Raw genomic sequence first — 16,387 nt, 5'->3', positions numbered from 1 at the left:
AGCAAAAAATGCCACATATAATTACAGGTATCATTTTTTTTATGTGTGATTATTAATAGCTAAAGTTTTATTAAGCCATTTAAGAAAGAGAAATGTGCTATCTGTATAGCAAAATTGATGTGTGTAATATGAGGTAATTAGCGGCAGGTATGGCTGCAAATAGATATAGTTTGCAGCCATTAAAAGAAAAGAGATTAGATTACAATAAGCCCGGGAATATGGCCTTAACACCTGTCACAATAAACTCTATACCCAATGACATCAGTAATAGACCCATGATACGCGTTACTACGTTGATCCCTGTTTGACCTAAGTAACGAACCAATAAAGACGCTGAGCGGAATAATAACCAACAACAAAAAGCAAATGCGATACTCGTCAATGCTAAGCCTAAAAAGTTTTGCCACCCATGCCAGCGAGATGACCAAACAATACAAGAACTTATTGCACCAGGCCCTGCCATTAGGGGTAAAGCCAAAGGCACAACACCAATGCTATCTCTAACCGCAGTTTCTGTTTTTTCTTGTTTATTTTGTTTGTCTTCCCCAATTTTACCGCTGATCATTGACATCGCTATTGTGACGATCAAGATCCCACCAGCAATACGGAAAGAATCAATTGAGATACCAAACAATTGCAATATTGAGTCACCAATTAATAGTGATGTACATAAAATGATAGCAACTGATGTATTTGCAATAGTATTGGTTTTATTTCTCCCCGCATTACTTTGATAGTTTGTCATACTAATAAACACAGGCAATATGCCAACTGGGTTTACGAGTGCAAACAAACCAATAAAAAATTTAATATATCCCGATAAATCAAGTAATGCGCTACTCACCCATTCATTTCCTTAAGCAGTTCTCTTTAGAGATTTATTGATATCTTTTATAATTTTACCACCGATGTCATTAATTTCCTTGAGCAAAACAATATTTTCTTTAACTTGCTAAATTTGCTTAGTATTTAGTTAGATATACATAAATTATCTGCACAAGTTGTTTTGATAATATTAAATTAAGTAATAGATGAACAACATTTATTCAACTTGTGCATAAATACACGTGCTGAAAGGAGTCAGCTTGACATTTTCGTGACCTAGATCACTTTATTTAATTACCGTTTTGTTAATCTACTCTTAACTGATAGACAGAGCTAATTAGGATATTAACTCAGTACGGAATAAGGTTTTTAAGCCAATAGGCGATCATGAGCAGCGTTATTATAGATAACATCTATACTTTTATCTTTAAGCATTTCCTTGTTCTATCGATGCATTGCTCATTGGCTTAAAAAGTTTAACATTTATCAGGAGTAATCTATATGTCCGTAACTAACGTTACCGAACTCAATGAACTCGTTGCTCGTGTCAAAAAAGCTCAACGTGAATTCGCTACTTTTTCCCAAGAAAAAGTTGATGAAATCTTTAGAGCCGCGGCTCTCGCTGCTGCTGATGCACGTATCCCTCTAGCAAAACTTGCTGTCGAAGAATCTGGAATGGGTATTGTTGAAGATAAAGTGATTAAAAACCACTTCGCTTCAGAGTATATCTACAATGCTTATAAAGATGAAAAAACCTGCGGCACGCTATCTGAAGACCCAACATTTGGGACAATCACCATTGCTGAGCCGATTGGTATTATCTGTGGTATTGTGCCAACAACTAACCCAACTTCAACCGCGATTTTTAAATCACTTATTAGCTTAAAAACGCGCAATGCTATTATATTCTCCCCTCATCCTCGCGCTAAAATTGCTACCAACCGCGCGGCACAAATTGTGCTTGATGCTGCGATTGCAGCTGGTGCGCCGAAAGATATTATTGGTTGGATTGATTCCCCTTCTGTTGAGTTATCCAACGCTTTAATGCACCACCCTGATATTAACCTGATTTTAGCGACTGGCGGACCAGGCATGGTCAAAGCTGCTTATAGTTCTGGAAAACCTGCAATTGGTGTTGGTGCTGGTAACACCCCTGTCGTTATTGATGAAACCGCAGATATTAAGCGTGCTGTCGCGTCTATCTTGATGTCAAAAACATTTGATAACGGAGTTATTTGTGCATCTGAACAATCCGTTGTAGTCGTTGATGAAATCTACAATCAAGTTCGCGAGCGTTTTTCAAGTCATGGTGGTTACTTGCTACAAGGAAAAGAACTTAAAGCGGTTCAAGATATCATTTTAAAAAATGGTAACTTAAATGCCGCTATTGTTGGCCAACCTGCTTATAAAATTGCTGAAATGGCCGGTATTACCGTGCCAAAGACCACTAAAATATTAATTGGTGAAGTAAAAAGCATTGATGAGTCAGAACCGTTCGCACATGAAAAACTTTCACCATTATTAGCAATGTACCGTGGTAAAAACTTTGAAGACGCGGTTGCCAAAGCAGAACAACTTGTCGAAATGGGCGGGATCGGTCATACCTCTTGTTTATACACTGACCAAGATAACCAACACGAACGCGTTAACTATTTTGGCCAAAAAATGAAAACAGCGCGTATTTTAATCAATACGCCAGCATCTCAAGGTGGTATCGGAGACCTTTATAACTTTAAATTAGCCCCTTCTCTTACTCTAGGTTGTGGTTCTTGGGGTGGTAACTCCATCTCTGAAAACGTGGGTCCAAAACACCTAATCAATACCAAAACTGTGGCGAAGAGAGCTGAAAATATGTTGTGGCATAAACTTCCGAACTCAATCTACTTCCGCCGTGGTTGTCTACCTATCGCCCTTGAAGAGATTGCAACTGATGGTGCAAAACGCGCCTTTATCGTAACCGATGGCTATCTGTTCAATAATGGTTATGTTGATGAAGTGGTTAACGTTCTCAAAAAACATCACATTGAAACTGACGTTTTCTTTGAAGTTGAGGCAGACCCAACATTAACTGTTGTCCGTAAAGGTGCAGCACAAATGCAAGCATTCCAACCTGATGTGATCATTGCATTAGGTGGTGGTTCACCAATGGATGCGGCTAAAATCATGTGGGTCATGTATGAACACCCAGAGACTCATTTTGAGGAATTAGCATTACGTTTCATGGATATACGTAAACGTATCCACCGCTTCCCTAAAATGGGCGTTAAGGCTAAATTAGTTGCTATCACAACAACTTCAGGTACAGGTTCTGAGGTCACTCCATTTGCTGTAGTGACTGATGATAAAACGGGCCAAAAATATCCATTAGCAGATTATGCATTAACGCCAAATATGGCCATTGTTGATGCCAACTTAGTCATGAATATGCCTAAATCTTTAACTGCTTTCGGTGGTTTAGATGCTGTCACCCATGCGTTAGAAGCTTATGTTTCTGTTTTAGCTAACGAGTTTACTGATGGTCAAGCACTTAAAGCACTAAGCTTATTAAAAGATTATTTACCAGCAAGTTACCATGAAGGTGCTAAAAATCCTGTAGCCAGAGAACGCGTACACAACGGTGCGACACTTGCCGGTATTGCATTTGCAAACGCATTCCTAGGTGTATGTCATTCAATGGCACACAAACTTGGCTCAGAATTCCATATTCCTCATGGTCTCGCTAATGCTCTATTAATTTGTAACGTTATCCGTTTCAATGCTAATGATAACCCAACAAAACAAACTGCATTTAGCCAGTACGACCGCCCTCATGCGCGCCGCCAATATGCAGAAATTGCGGATCATTTGGGACTCACTAACGTCGGAGATCGTACTGCTGCGAAAATTGAAAAATTACTCACATGGTTGGAGGAAATGAAAGCCGATTTAGGTATTCCTAAATCTATTCGTGAGACTGGTGTTACTGAAGCTGACTTCTTAGCTCGCGTAGATAAACTTTCTGAAGATGCGTTTGATGACCAATGTACAGGAGCTAACCCTCGTTATCCTTTAATTTCTGAAATTAAACAGCTATTACTGGATTCTTATTATGGTCGCGAGTTTGTTGAGCACCAAGACGCACTTGTGATTGAAAAAGAGGAAAAAAAAGCCCCTCAGAAAAAATCAACCGTAAAAAAAGAAGCAGAAAAGAAAAGCACTAAGAAATAATGTTAAGCACATAATTTAAAAATAAAGGCACTGCAATAATTGCAGTGCCTTTTGTTTCGTTATTTAAAATCAATTGCTATAAAAATGTAGAAATCAATATCATATAAAATGATTTAACTCACTGAGTTATATCATTAATAGCCATAATATCCGATAACTGAATCCTGTTTTATTCTCTACACTAGATTATTTCTGTTTACCTAAAATGGAGTGGTTTCTTAGGTATAACGCCTTCATTCATCAACTGAGCCTGTTTTATTGCTTCTGAATAGTGTTTACGACAAACAGAGATATACTTTTCATTACCGCCTATATCGACTTGTAGGCCTTCATATACAGGCACCCCATCACTTCCTATACGCAATACCTTACTCGCCTTACGTCCGCAATAACAAACTGTTTTTAGCTCAACTAATTTATCAGCCCAAGCAAGCAAGTATTGACTGCCCTCAAATAATTGCCCTGCAAAATCGGTACGCAACCCATAGCATAAAACTGGAATATCCTCGTTATCAACTATGTCACATAATTCTTCAACTTGTTTTTTTGTTAGGAATTGGCATTCATCAATAAGAACACAATGGACTTTTTGTTCACTATTTTCTTTTTTTATCAGTTCAGCCATATTTGTTGTTGTTGAGTATAATAACGCTTCCGCTGATAAGCCTATGCGCGATGAGACTTTTCCTTGTTCAAAACGGTTATCTATCTCTGCTGTAAAAATAACCGTACGCATCCCTCTTTCATTATAGTTATACGATGATTGCAATAATGACGTTGATTTTCCCGCATTCATAGCTGAATAATAAAAGTAAAGCTGAGCCATTTGGCTGTTCCCTCAAAATTAATATACGTAATAATTTTACCATAAAACTAGCTTTAGGATTAACAATAATGGTGTAGATGCTGTTTACTTATTGAAAATTGAACTTTTCCCAGTTCAGTTTATACCTTATTGCTTATACCTTATTGCAAATATTGCTTAGCTTGCGGGCAAAAAAACCAATTTGATATTAACTATAAACAGTTTCAACTAAAGCACATTCCGCTAAAAAACATCATCAAAAAAAGAAAATTTAAGCGAGTCTATCCCTTCAATTCATTCCGAGTAAAAGTAAAATGAGACCCTCCTCTTCTTTTTTGAATTATTTAATCACTAAGATTTTAGCTTATTCCTATTTTTCGTTTATTTCAGTTATTGATAATAGCTATATATATATCTACGAAAAGTTTATTTTTCTTTTGTAAAAAAATTGCATTCGTTAAAGATTACTTTTAAATTAAGGATGTAATTTAGCTATTGCAGAATTTAAAATAGCATTCTATTATTACTGTACACATGCCAACAAATAATTTGAGACCAGGAAAATGAGCGAATCATTAAAAGCGTTAAATAACATCCGTACTCTTCGTGCTCAAGCTCGCGAAGTAACTTTAGAATCTTTAGAAGAAATGCTGGAAAAATTAACCGTCGTTGTTGAAGAACGTCGTGATGAAGAAAGCCAAGCTCGCGCGGAATTAGAAGAACGTAACCGTAAATTGGAAAAAGTTCGTGAAATGATCCTTGAGCAAGGCGTAGATTTAAATGACCTTCTGCAAACAATGGATTCAGGTAAAAGCACTAGCACTCGTGCTAAACGCGCTGCACGTCCAGCTAAATATAAATATGTTGATGAAAATGGCGAAACCAAAACTTGGACAGGCCAAGGCCGTACTCCAGCAGTAATCAAGGTTGCCATTGAAGAACAAGGCAAATCTTTGGATGATTTCTTAATCTAATAGCCTCAACATGTATTTTAAACACCCTTTTATAAGGGTGTTTTTATTTAATCCTTTATATATTATTTATATTAACCTGCACTAAGAAAAAGCCCTTATCTATTATAGCTACAGTCTTTAGCACTAAAACCGCATAACTGCCGCTCCCTACTTCAATTAACTGTTCTGTTTTAAGCTGTTACGACGTATTACGCCATCTACCAAATAATCATGATAAATAAAAGCATAGCAGTAAAGATATGTAAGCTTAATTAGATAAACTTAAATATTTTTCAGTGATTCTATTTATGTAATGAAGTTGTATGCTAATTTTTGTACTCTCACCACTTATAACGTGTACAGACTGAACAGCTCAAGTCAGAGTGTTCCTCTTTATACTTGGTATTTTTGTTAATAATTTATTTATCTACGTATAAAAAAAGGCTAACAAATTAAGTTAGCCTTTAATAAAATTTATTGCGGAATTTTATTTTGCTGAATTCAATGATACTGATAATTTCTTCAGCCACTGGGTAAACTCATCTCCCAGTGCATCATGCTGCATTCCATATTCAACGAACGCTTTCATATAACCTAATTTATTTCCACAGTCATGACTTTTACCACATAAGTGGTAGGCCTCTACTGGCTCATTATTTTCCATCATTAATGCAATAGCATCGGTTAATTGTATTTCATCCCCAGCACCTGGCGCTGTTTTGGCTAATGCATCCCAAATCTTTTCAGATAAAACATAACGGCCAACAATAGATAAATTAGATGGAGCTTCTTCACGTTTTGGTTTTTCAACCATACGAATAATTCTTTTACTATCTCCAGGTTCTAACATTTCTCCATTACAATCCACAATACCATAGTTAGATACATCTTCTTCAGGGACTGGTTCAACTAAAATTTGACTTGCGCCTGTTGACTCATATTGTTCTAGCATTTCACGCAAGTTAAATTTGGTTAAATCTGTACTGTAACGGTCTAAAATGACATCGGGTAAAATAACCGCAAAAGGCTCTTCACCGACTAAAGGTTTAGCACACAAAATTGCATGACCTAATCCTTTTGCTATTCCTTGTCGTGTTTGCATAATCGTTACGTGGCTTGGGCAAATAGATTGAACCTCATCCAATAACTGGCGCTTAACACGCGCTTCCAAGATAGCCTCTAACTCAAAGCTTGTGTCAAAGTGGTTTTCAATGGAATTTTTTGATGAATGTGTCACTAAAACAATTTCATTGATCCCAGCAGCGATACACTCATTAACAACATATTGAATAAGTGGCTTATCAACTATTGGTAACATTTCTTTTGGGATTGCCTTTGTTGCAGGAAGCATACGAGTCCCTAAGCCCGCAACTGGGATTACCGCTTTACGCACCTTGCGCTGTGTCATTTTTATCACTCCAGATATCATCTTAGCCTCTCGAATTTTACTAAAGTAACAAGAGGCATTTTAAGTGCGCAGAAGTATATCAGGAAATGTTCATGAATAAATAGCGACGAGTCCGAATAGAGTTATTCAGATTAAAAGAGTATACATTTTAGGTAATAACTATGTTTCGGGGTTAAACATTAGTTTTATTTTCTGGCTATTATTGCGAATTAAACACTGCCAAGCATTTCCTTTTACCTCTAAATGATTAGATTGGTAAAATTTCAACGCTCCTAAAGGAAGGCTTCTAGATAACTTAACATGCGTATTTTCTGTCGTTATATCCGCTTCTAAACCTGCACTCGCCATAATAATCGCTTTATTCCGTGTATTAAAATACCCCAATAATAGCGGAAACTGGCCACTAAACCCCGAATCTTCCAGTAAATAATTTATTTGGTTAATAATTCTATCAATATTGGGTAATTTTTTTTCTGGGTGGCTTACCGCACTTTTCAAGAGATCATTGAACACGACTCTAATCAAAAAAGCAGCCATAATGCCTTCTTGAGGAGAGCGCTCAGTATCAATACAGTAAAAACCTATTTGGCTGTCTGAAATGGGCGCTAGGTCTAATAATAATCCAAAACGGTTAGCCTCATTAAGTTGGCGATAGTTAATTCGGTAATTATTTATAATTTGATGTACTGGTGGTTGTAACTGTTTCAATACCGCTAACAGTTCTTGAGTATCGTTTTGCATTAGTGTCGAAATCTGAGGGATTTCCTCTCCTAACAGCTCTGTTAGGCTATTTTGCTCAGGATACAACGCAGAAAGGATTGTCACTTTAACTTCATCTAAATTTTTTATTGGCTTTAACAAAGCATCCTTTGCACCTAAGCGAAACATTCTATCTAACTGAGTGAAATCTGTTGTTGCTGTAATCACAATGACAGGAATATCAATATTACGCGCAACTAACGCTTTCATAAACGCTTCACCATTCATGACAGGCATATTTAAGTCACATAGAATGATATCAGGTTTGATACGGTCTATTGTTAACATCTCTATTGCTAATTGACCATTATCTGCGGTATAGATCTCAATACCCAGCGTTTCTAGGTAGTTTTTTAAAATTGTACAGAAGGTGATTTCGTCTTCTATTATGAGTATTTTTCTATTTTTCATAAGATACCTACTGCAAAAGCCTGGTTTAATTAACAATACAATTATTCATACGATAAAATCATTTATTCGCCATCATTTAAGTATAGTGACTTTTCAATCTTATACTTATTTTTATAGAGAGTGTTATGAAATCACAAGTAGAAGATAGGTGTTACTGTGGCAACGAAGCACAATTTGAGCAATGCTGCGCTCCTTTTTTACAAGGGAAAGCTATTCCACAGACACCAGAGCAACTTATGCGTTCAAGGTATAGTGCTTATGTACACCAAGACGTCGATTATCTTATTAAAACATGGCACCCAGATTGCCATGCTCAAGAATGGCATCAAGAAATAGTCAATAGTTTTCCGAAAACACACTGGTTTGGTCTTCGTGTTATTAGTTCTTCTTATGCTAAAAATCCCAATGAAGCTTATGTCGAATTTTCGGCTTGCTTTATTGATGAAAAAGCTGATCATAAGCAGCTTATTCATGAACGTTCGCGTTTTATTAAGATGGATTCGTGTTGGTATTATATAGACGGCATTACCCCCAAAGTCGGTCGTAATGATTTATGCCCCTGTGGCTCTGGTCAAAAATATAAAAAGTGTGGTCATCCAGACTAATTACCCTTTATTTAATGCCTGTCTAATGAGACACATTTGATACTCAATCCGTCATTTTTTCATATCGCTTTGTTAGTTAAGGATTAGGCTGTTTCATGCAACACAAAATTGTACAGAAAAAAATTCTCAGGACAATTTGCCCTGACGCGAAAGGATTAATCGCGAAAATCACCAATATTTGCTATAAGCACCAACTCAACATTGTACAAAATAATGAGTTTGTTGATCATCACACTGGCCGTTTCTTTATGAGAACTGAGTTAGAGGGAATTTTCAACGATGAAACATTATTAGCTGACCTCGATGATGCATTACCAGTTGGATCTCAACGTGAATTAAACACAGCGGGTCGTCGTCGTATTGTCGTTATGGTTACAAAAGAAGCACATTGTTTGGGCGACCTGCTCATGAAGAGTGCTTATGATGGCTTAGATGTTGAAATTGCAGCGGTTATTGGAAACCACGACACGCTAAAAAACTTAGTCGAACAATTTGGCATTCCATTCCACCATATTAGCCATGAAGGCCTAACACGCGAACAACATGACGAAAAAATGACAGCGCAGATAGACCAATATCAGCCTGATTATGTTGTCTTAGCTAAATATATGCGTGTATTAACGCCTGCATTTGTGCAGCATTATCCAAACCAAATTATCAATATTCACCACTCGTTTTTACCTGCATTTATTGGTGCCCGCCCTTATCACCAAGCTTATGAGCGTGGCGTAAAAATTATTGGGGCTACTGCGCACTTTGTTAATGATAACCTTGATGAAGGACCAATCATTACACAGAATGTGATTAATGTAGACCATACATTCACAGCCGATGATATGATGCGTGCAGGGCGTGATGTTGAAAAAAATGTACTAAGCCATGCTCTCTATTGGGTCTTAGCTCAACGTGTATTTGTATATGGTAATCGCACCATTATTTTATAAGCCAATAATATAGCGGCTTATTTAACAACACTTTGTTGATTTAACACGCATTAAGAATAAAAAAACAGCAAACAACCATTTTATTGAAAATTAATGCTTTACAGCGGCGCGTCATTTGATATGATGCCGCCCGCTGTCAATGATTACAGCAACTCAAAATCTGGTGGGATACCCAAGCGGCCAAAGGGAGCAGACTGTAAATCTGCCGTCACAGACTTCGAAGGTTCGAATCCTTCTCCCACCACCATTTAATTGATTTCACCTCCTAGTTTATCAACAACTCCCATAAAACGATTTAACACACTTGAGTGTGATTTTGATTTATAGATATAACACACACTTTTCCCCAAAATTTTATTCAATGGTATATAAATCAATGATTTATCAATCAATTCTTCTTCTGGATAATGGTCTATTATGCCTATAAAATCACCATCTTGAATGAAACTTTGGCAACAACCAATATTATCCATTTGTCTCACACTCGTTTTATTATCAACCGTTTCAATTTTTGCTAATAAATCGCTCATTAATGAACTTTTATAAAATGCGGGATCACATAGCCATGTACTTTTTTGTAATAGTGTAACAAGATCATAATGGAATTTTTCATAAAGTTCTTTCCTACAATAGATACCTAATGGTGAGTTTTCTATTATTTTTTGTAATGAAAATCGCTCACTGACAACTTGTTCAGAGCTAAGAATAAGTGTATTACCATCATAATCGACAATTTCATCTACTTCATCATAATTAAACCTTAATATATTTACTTGCACATTATTTTGATGTGCTGATTGATATAAATTAATTAAATGGCTTTCCTTACCCCAATCATAATAAATATTAGCCTCATTTATTATATAACCAGAAAAATGTTTTTTTGTTATTTCTTTCTCCTGTAAATAAAGATCTCTTAGATCGTTATAAAGTTCTTGGCCATCCTTAGTTAATGTCATTCCAAATTTTTCTCGTTTAAAAAGCCGTTTTCCTAGGCTTGTCTCAAAGTCTTTGATTGACTTCGCGATGGGAGGTGTCGTACGGTTCATCACTCTTGCAGCCTTGCTTAACGAGCCATTCTCAACAACCGCCATAAACGCCTCTAATTTTCTTGAAAAGAACATATCTATGACCCCATTCAGTTTATTAAAATATTAATCAACATACTTAACTTTCTCATTAATAATTATATTGATTAACCCAGAAATTAATTCACAAAATAAAAAATCAAACTTGATTTTTTATTGAATGATTAACAATATTTCATAAAAGTATTTTTATAATTTCCATCATTACAAAGCAATATATTATATTGTTTCGATTGATTATTTTTTATTCCCCCACTATTAAATCACATTAAAATATAAATAACCAATTGACTTTAAATGAAATTAAAACTAGTTAATAATGATATTATTAATTTAGCTTTAATAGAAAACTAAACTCTAGCACCCATAATAAATTTAATTGGCCATAATATTTTTTGATTAATTAAATTTATTATTATTTTTATATTAACCACTGAATTTTGATACTATACCAAGAATAAGTTAAGCCATGAGCATTTTTATCATAGTCATTATCGTCTTTAAAACAATCTAACCGTTGAAACATACTCCGCGGGGTTACAGTATTGCTACCATCTGGTAGAATAAGCATAATAATCATAAAACTAGGTGATAAAAAACCATGAAATTCATATCGTTCAATATTAATGGCCTTCGAGCTCGCCCTCACCAACTCGCTGCAATCATCGAAAAACATCAACCTGAGGTTATTGGCTTACAAGAAACCAAAGTCCATGATGATATGTTTCCTTATGAAGAAGTTAGTCAGCTCGGCTATCATGTTTTTTATCACGGTCAAAAAGCGCATTATGGCGTAGCTCTATTAACTAAAAATGAGCCTCTTGCTGTCCGTAAAGGTTTTCCAACTGACGATGACGATGCACAGCGTCGCATTATCATGGCTGATATCCAAACAGATCGCGGCCCATTGACGGTTGTAAATGGTTATTTTCCTCAAGGAGAAAGCCGTGACCACCCAACAAAATTTCCGGCAAAAGAAAAATTTTATCAAGATTTACAAAATTACATCACATCAACACAAACGGCAGAGTCACAGTTGCTCATTATGGGTGACATGAATATCAGCCCAACCGATCTTGATATTGGTATCGGTGATGCAAACCGTAAACGTTGGTTAAAAACCGGAAAATGCTCTTTTTTACCCGAAGAGCGTGAGTGGTTAGCTAAATTATTAGGCTGGGGTTTAGTCGATACATATCGTGCAAAAAACCCTGATGTTTCTGATTGCTACTCATGGTTTGACTACCGTTCGAAAGGCTTCGATGATAACCGTGGCCTACGTATCGATTTATTACTGGCCTCCAATAAACTCGCTGAGCGTTGTATTGCAACGGGTATTGATTACGAAATCCGCGGGATGGAAAAGCCATCAGACCACGCACCTGTATGGTCTGAATTTGACCTCTCAAAGTAAACTTTCTTACTTGTCATAATGCAAAAAGGCGCCTTAAGCGCCTTTTATTGATTTACCAGACTCAACTAATCCTGTTTCTTTTTTGTTTTCTTACCCGCTTTTACTTGTTTTTTTCCCGTTTTTACTGATGGAGCGGGGAGTTCTCGAAATGCCCTCAAATTTGTAAACTGACGTGCATGGTGAATTAATTGCATTAGCGTTTGGCTTAGTGGATGCATAAAATCATCATAACGTGATTGTTTTTCACTAATTTGGGTTAATACTGACTCCCAATGGGCTGTCATATCTGGTAATGTTGCCATATCGGGTAAAACATGAATTAGAGCCCTTCCCGCAGGCGAGGAATGAATATAACGCCCTTTTTTGTAGAGAAATTGGCGTTTGAATAGTAAGTCAATGATACCGGCTCTAGTCGCTTCTGTACCAAGCCCATCCGTTTCTCGCAATACTTTTTTTAATGCTTTATCTTGTACAAAACGAGCGATCCCAGTCATTGCTGATAATAACGTTGCATCCGTAAAAGGACGTGGAGGCTGCGTTTGCCGTTCAACCACTTCCCCTTTTTCACATAACAACTCATCATTCTTACTCACAACTGGCAGTGGCATACCATCGTTTTCAGCATCGCGCTCTTTATTGCCCAATACGACTCGCCAACCTGCTTCAGCAAGAAATCGAGCTTTTGCGATAAATTTACCCTTTTCAATTTCTAGATCAATTGTACACTTACGGTAAACCGCATCGGGCATAAACTGAATAATATATTGACGCGCAATCAATTGGTAAATTTTACTTTCATTTTCAGTTAACTTTACTACTGCCGTTTTTGCTGTTGGGATAATGGCATGGTGAGCATCGACTTTTTTATCATCCCAACACCGGTTCTTTTTATCCAGCTCAGGTAATTCAAATTCAGTGAGGTCTGGTTGATGCACCGCAATTGCATTCAAGACACTGTGTCTCCCTGCAAAATGTTCATCCGGTAAATAACGGCTATCTGAACGTGGATAAGTAATCAACTTATGTGTTTCATATAAACGTTGGCAAATGTCCAATACTTCTTGAGCGCTCAACGCATATTTTTTGGCAGCTTCAATCTGCAAAGAAGATAAAGAGAAAGGCAACGGTGCAATTTCTGATTCGCGCTTGTCCTGATATTGCGTCACTATGGCAGGTTTGCCCTCAATACGCGATACCACATGCTCTGCAAGCGGTCGATGGAATAAACGCCCTTCTTCATCCTGATAGTCAATACAGGAGTCGCTTGGCTGCCATATCGCTACAAAGCGCTCATCCTTTGGCGTAACAATATGAGCTTTAACCTCAAAATAGTCTTTAGGTACAAAGTTTTCTATTTCTTCGTCGCGCCTAACAACTAACCCCAATACCGGAGTTTGTACCCGCCCTACAGAAAGAACGCCTTGATAGCCTCCTCGTTGCCCTAATAACGTATAAGCACGGGTCATATTGATGCCATACAACCAATCTGCCCGTGCTCTTGCTAAGGCAGAGACACAAAGAGGAATAAACTCACGATTTTCTCTCAAACGCTCAATTGCCCGCTCAACGGCTTGCGGGTTAAGGTCATTGATTAAACAACGTTTTACTTCTCTACGTTTTTCAGGGTCGAGCTTTAAAAAGTCAAGCACTTCGTCCACCAGCAATTGACCTTCTCTATCGGGGTCTCCTGCATGGACAACTATTGAGGCTTGCTTCAGCAATGTTTCAATAGTTTTTAATTGTTTAGTTACTGCGGGACGGGGCTTCAATTGCCACTTATCAGGGATAATTGGCAAATCCTGAAGATTCCATCGTGCATACCGAGGTTCATAAGCATCGGGTTCCGCCTGCTCTAAAAGATGGCCAATACACCATGTTACAGTTTGGCCATCACCACATTGAATAAAACCATCACCTCGTTTATGGGGCTTTGGTAATACATCTGCAATGGCCCTTGCAAGGCTCGGTTTTTCCGCAATAAACAAACGCATAAATTAATCTATCACTTCAACTAAAGGAACATTATCCTGATGGGGTAATAATTTACCGATAGACTGTAACAAAACACCTTGCTGCTGTGCAATCTCTTTAATTTTAGAGACTTCGGAAGGTTTTACTGCAATAAGTAAGCCGCCAGAAGTTTGAGGATCACACAGTAGTTGACGCTGCATATCACTCATAGGGCCAATAAGGTGCCCATAACTGTCAAAGTTACGAGTGGTTCCCCCAGGAACACAACCTGCTTCAATATATTTTTCGACATTGGCTAATTTAGGAACTTTACTAAAGGAGATTTCAGCACGAACTTTAGATCCTTCGCAAATCTCACTTAAATGACCTAATAAACCGAAACCAGTCACGTCAGTCATTGCCGTCACACCATCTAAAGGCGCAACCACCGCACCTAGCTTATTCATTTGGCACATGGTTTCTGCCGCTAAGTGTTGATGTTCCGGCGCAAGCACCCCTTTTTTCTCTGCTGTTGTCAAAACACCAATTCCAAGCGGTTTCGTCAAGAACAATTCGCACCCCGCTGTTGCGGCACTATTTTTCTTCACATACTCCGTATTCACAACACCCGTAACCGCCAAACCAAAAATAGGCTCAGGTGCATCAATAGAATGGCCACCAGCTAACGAGATACCCGCATCAGCACAAGCTGCTCGTCCACCTTCAATCACCTCACGAGCCACTTCCGGTGGTAACTTCGCAATTGGCCAGCCTAAAATAGCAATGGCCATAATTGGCTTACCACCCATTGCAAAAATATCGCTAATCGCGTTGGTTGCTGCAATACGACCAAATTCAAATGGGGAGTCAACGATCGGCATGAAAAAGTCTGTTGTGCTGATGATGCCTATTCCATTACCTAAATCATAAACGGCCGCATCATCTTTAGTTTCATTACCAACTAACAAATGTGGATCATGAAATTTTGCTTGCTCTGTGTGCAGAATTTGCTCTAATACTTTCGGTGCAATTTTACAACCGCAACCAGCACCATGACTATATTGAGTTAATCTAATTTTTTCAGTCATTATTATTCTCTTTAGAAGTGAGATACATAGCCTGTCATATCAGGAGCTTGTACTTTTACTGGCGCTTTAAGCTCTGGAGTTCCTAAATAAAGGAACCCAACAATGCGGTCATTATCTCCACAACCTAATCCAGCACGAACCACAGCATCTTCTGTCCATGAACCTGAGCGCCATATACCGCCAAAACCTTGAGCTACTGCTGCCATCTGCATTGCTTGTACCGTACAGCTCGCAGCAACTAATTGTTCCCATTGTGGTATTTTCGGATGATCTTTTAATTTAGCGATCACAGTAATAATTAATGGGGCACGAAAAGGGGCATTACGGGCTTTTTCTTGTACCTCTGCACCTAATTGCCCTTCAATTGCCGCTTTTTCCAATAGCTCACTGAAGCGTTTAATCCCCTCATTTTGCATGACAACAAAATGCCACGGCTTCAAAGCACCGTGATCAGGTGCTCTCATCCCCGCAGCAAGTATATTGTCGAGTTCTTCGCCTTGCGGTGCTGGTGTTGTAAGTCTTGAAGCTGAACGGCGGTTCAACAAAAGGGTCAAAGCATCCATATTTGTCTCCGTTTAAGAGTAAACTGATATGATAATCATTCAATTAGATAATTATACCCACGCTATCTATTGTTTAAGCTTAAAGGAAAATCGCTTACACTAATACAACAATAACAGTTATTCGTTAGGTAAAATTACGTTATAAATTCATTGAATTGTATCATTTGTCACATGTGAAAAATATCATTGAAGCATTGTACCTTGCGTATCATAATTTTGTTATGCATAAAAATAGCCCGCTATTGCAACTAATTGTATTGATACAACTAAGATATCAAGTGTTCGATGTGGTGATCGGGTAACAGATTTGCTTTTGAGTATATTGTTGTTAATTCGTGCTACAGGCTGAAGTAACCCAACTGTAGAA

General features: G+C 37.6%; 13 protein-coding genes and 1 tRNA gene. 6 read left to right on the top strand and 8 right to left on the bottom strand.

Going from position 1 to position 16,387, the window contains the following annotated elements:
* Nucleotides 1-199: 199 nt before the first annotated feature.
* Nucleotides 200-844 (bottom strand): YchE family NAAT transporter, encoded by a 645-nt coding sequence (locus tag P3L40_RS10815; RefSeq protein ID WP_004254112.1) that lies wholly within the window; start codon nt 842-844, stop codon nt 200-202.
* Between the two features lie 482 nt (nt 845-1,326).
* Between P3L40_RS10815 and adhE the strand changes: the two genes are divergently transcribed.
* Nucleotides 1,327-4,032, top strand: coding sequence for a bifunctional acetaldehyde-CoA/alcohol dehydrogenase (adhE, locus tag P3L40_RS10810; protein ID WP_094960521.1), 2,706 nt, complete (start codon nt 1,327-1,329; stop codon nt 4,030-4,032).
* A 196-nt stretch (nt 4,033-4,228) separates the two neighbouring features.
* On the opposite strand, the gene P3L40_RS10805 is transcribed toward adhE, so the two are convergent.
* Nucleotides 4,229-4,858 carry a thymidine kinase gene (locus P3L40_RS10805; RefSeq protein WP_004254108.1) on the bottom strand — a complete coding sequence of 210 codons (630 nt, stop codon included), beginning with the start codon at nt 4,856-4,858 and terminating at the stop codon, nt 4,229-4,231.
* Nucleotides 4,859-5,400: 542 nt separating this feature from the next.
* Here P3L40_RS10805 and hns point away from each other — a divergent pair.
* On the top strand, nt 5,401-5,811 hold the full coding sequence (hns, locus tag P3L40_RS10800) for a histone-like nucleoid-structuring protein H-NS (protein ID WP_004254106.1): 411 nt from the start codon (nt 5,401-5,403) through the stop codon (nt 5,809-5,811).
* 466 nt (nt 5,812-6,277) lie between these two features.
* Here hns and galU read toward each other — a convergent pair whose 3' ends face one another.
* Together galU and rssB are read right to left on the bottom strand one after the other, a co-directional pair.
* A complete protein-coding gene (gene galU / locus P3L40_RS10795; protein ID WP_036957689.1) occupies nt 6,278-7,198 on the bottom strand; it encodes a UTP--glucose-1-phosphate uridylyltransferase GalU in 921 nt (306 codons plus the stop codon).
* A gap of 159 nt (nt 7,199-7,357) precedes the next feature.
* On the bottom strand, nt 7,358-8,368 hold the full coding sequence (rssB, locus tag P3L40_RS10790; protein WP_094960520.1) for a two-component system response regulator RssB: 1,011 nt from the start codon (nt 8,366-8,368) through the stop codon (nt 7,358-7,360).
* A 125-nt stretch (nt 8,369-8,493) separates the two neighbouring features.
* Here rssB and P3L40_RS10785 point away from each other — a divergent pair, with 125 nt between their 5' ends.
* The 3 genes from P3L40_RS10785 to P3L40_RS10775 all read left to right on the top strand — a co-directional run bounded on the left by P3L40_RS10785 (nt 8,494) and on the right by P3L40_RS10775 (nt 10,164).
* Complete coding sequence (locus P3L40_RS10785) at nt 8,494-8,973, top strand: YchJ family protein (RefSeq protein ID WP_004254092.1); 480 nt, start codon at nt 8,494-8,496, stop codon at nt 8,971-8,973.
* Between the two features lie 95 nt (nt 8,974-9,068).
* Nucleotides 9,069-9,917: a formyltetrahydrofolate deformylase gene (gene purU, locus P3L40_RS10780; protein ID WP_004254090.1), complete on the top strand. Its 849-nt coding sequence runs from the start codon at nt 9,069-9,071 to the stop codon at nt 9,915-9,917.
* Between the two features lie 162 nt (nt 9,918-10,079).
* Nucleotides 10,080-10,164: transfer RNA gene (locus P3L40_RS10775), tRNA-Tyr, on the top strand.
* A gap of 1 nt (nt 10,165) precedes the next feature.
* On the opposite strand, the gene P3L40_RS10770 is transcribed toward P3L40_RS10775, so the two are convergent.
* Nucleotides 10,166-11,041: a LysR family transcriptional regulator gene (locus P3L40_RS10770; protein ID WP_094960519.1), complete on the bottom strand. Its 876-nt coding sequence runs from the start codon at nt 11,039-11,041 to the stop codon at nt 10,166-10,168.
* 565 nt (nt 11,042-11,606) lie between these two features.
* Between P3L40_RS10770 and xthA the strand changes: the two genes are divergently transcribed.
* Nucleotides 11,607-12,419 carry an exodeoxyribonuclease III gene (xthA, locus tag P3L40_RS10765; RefSeq protein ID WP_094960518.1) on the top strand — a complete coding sequence of 271 codons (813 nt, stop codon included), beginning with the start codon at nt 11,607-11,609 and terminating at the stop codon, nt 12,417-12,419.
* Nucleotides 12,420-12,484: 65 nt separating this feature from the next.
* Here xthA and P3L40_RS10760 read toward each other — a convergent pair whose 3' ends face one another.
* Genes P3L40_RS10760 through P3L40_RS10750 form a run of 3 tightly spaced genes read right to left on the bottom strand, consistent with a single transcriptional unit; the run spans nt 12,485 to nt 16,020 of the window.
* Nucleotides 12,485-14,410: a DNA topoisomerase III gene (locus P3L40_RS10760; protein WP_136135284.1), complete on the bottom strand. Its 1,926-nt coding sequence runs from the start codon at nt 14,408-14,410 to the stop codon at nt 12,485-12,487.
* A 3-nt stretch (nt 14,411-14,413) separates the two neighbouring features.
* Nucleotides 14,414-15,457: a selenide, water dikinase SelD gene (gene selD / locus P3L40_RS10755; RefSeq protein ID WP_004254077.1), complete on the bottom strand. Its 1,044-nt coding sequence runs from the start codon at nt 15,455-15,457 to the stop codon at nt 14,414-14,416.
* An 11-nt stretch (nt 15,458-15,468) separates the two neighbouring features.
* A complete protein-coding gene (locus tag P3L40_RS10750; RefSeq protein ID WP_004254072.1) occupies nt 15,469-16,020 on the bottom strand; it encodes an NAD(P)H nitroreductase in 552 nt (183 codons plus the stop codon).
* Between the last annotated feature and the right edge of the window lie 367 nt (nt 16,021-16,387).

The organism is Providencia sp. PROV040, from assembly GCF_032706145.1.
GTDB classification, from domain to species: domain Bacteria; phylum Pseudomonadota; class Gammaproteobacteria; order Enterobacterales; family Enterobacteriaceae; genus Providencia; species Providencia hangzhouensis.
Note: the sequence above shows the minus strand (reverse complement) of the source record. Positions and strands in the feature narration are given on the sequence as shown.

What these genes read in the sequence shown, in the direction of transcription:
- purU (WP_004254090.1), top strand. Translation starts at nt 9,069, where the DNA reads ATGCAACACAAAATTGTACAGAAAAAAATTCTCAGGACAATTTGCCCT.
- rssB (WP_094960520.1), bottom strand. Translation starts at nt 8,368, where the DNA reads ATGAAAAATAGAAAAATACTCATAATAGAAGACGAAATCACCTTCTGT.
- P3L40_RS10770 (WP_094960519.1), bottom strand. Translation starts at nt 11,041, where the DNA reads ATGTTCTTTTCAAGAAAATTAGAGGCGTTTATGGCGGTTGTTGAGAAT.
- galU (WP_036957689.1), bottom strand. Translation starts at nt 7,198, where the DNA reads ATGACACAGCGCAAGGTGCGTAAAGCGGTAATCCCAGTTGCGGGCTTA.
- xthA (WP_094960518.1), top strand. Translation starts at nt 11,607, where the DNA reads ATGAAATTCATATCGTTCAATATTAATGGCCTTCGAGCTCGCCCTCAC.
- selD (WP_004254077.1), bottom strand. Translation starts at nt 15,457, where the DNA reads ATGACTGAAAAAATTAGATTAACTCAATATAGTCATGGTGCTGGTTGC.
- adhE (WP_094960521.1), top strand. Translation starts at nt 1,327, where the DNA reads ATGTCCGTAACTAACGTTACCGAACTCAATGAACTCGTTGCTCGTGTC.
- hns (WP_004254106.1), top strand. Translation starts at nt 5,401, where the DNA reads ATGAGCGAATCATTAAAAGCGTTAAATAACATCCGTACTCTTCGTGCT.
- P3L40_RS10750 (WP_004254072.1), bottom strand. Translation starts at nt 16,020, where the DNA reads ATGGATGCTTTGACCCTTTTGTTGAACCGCCGTTCAGCTTCAAGACTT.
- P3L40_RS10760 (WP_136135284.1), bottom strand. Translation starts at nt 14,410, where the DNA reads ATGCGTTTGTTTATTGCGGAAAAACCGAGCCTTGCAAGGGCCATTGCA.
- P3L40_RS10785 (WP_004254092.1), top strand. Translation starts at nt 8,494, where the DNA reads ATGAAATCACAAGTAGAAGATAGGTGTTACTGTGGCAACGAAGCACAA.
- P3L40_RS10805 (WP_004254108.1), bottom strand. Translation starts at nt 4,858, where the DNA reads ATGGCTCAGCTTTACTTTTATTATTCAGCTATGAATGCGGGAAAATCA.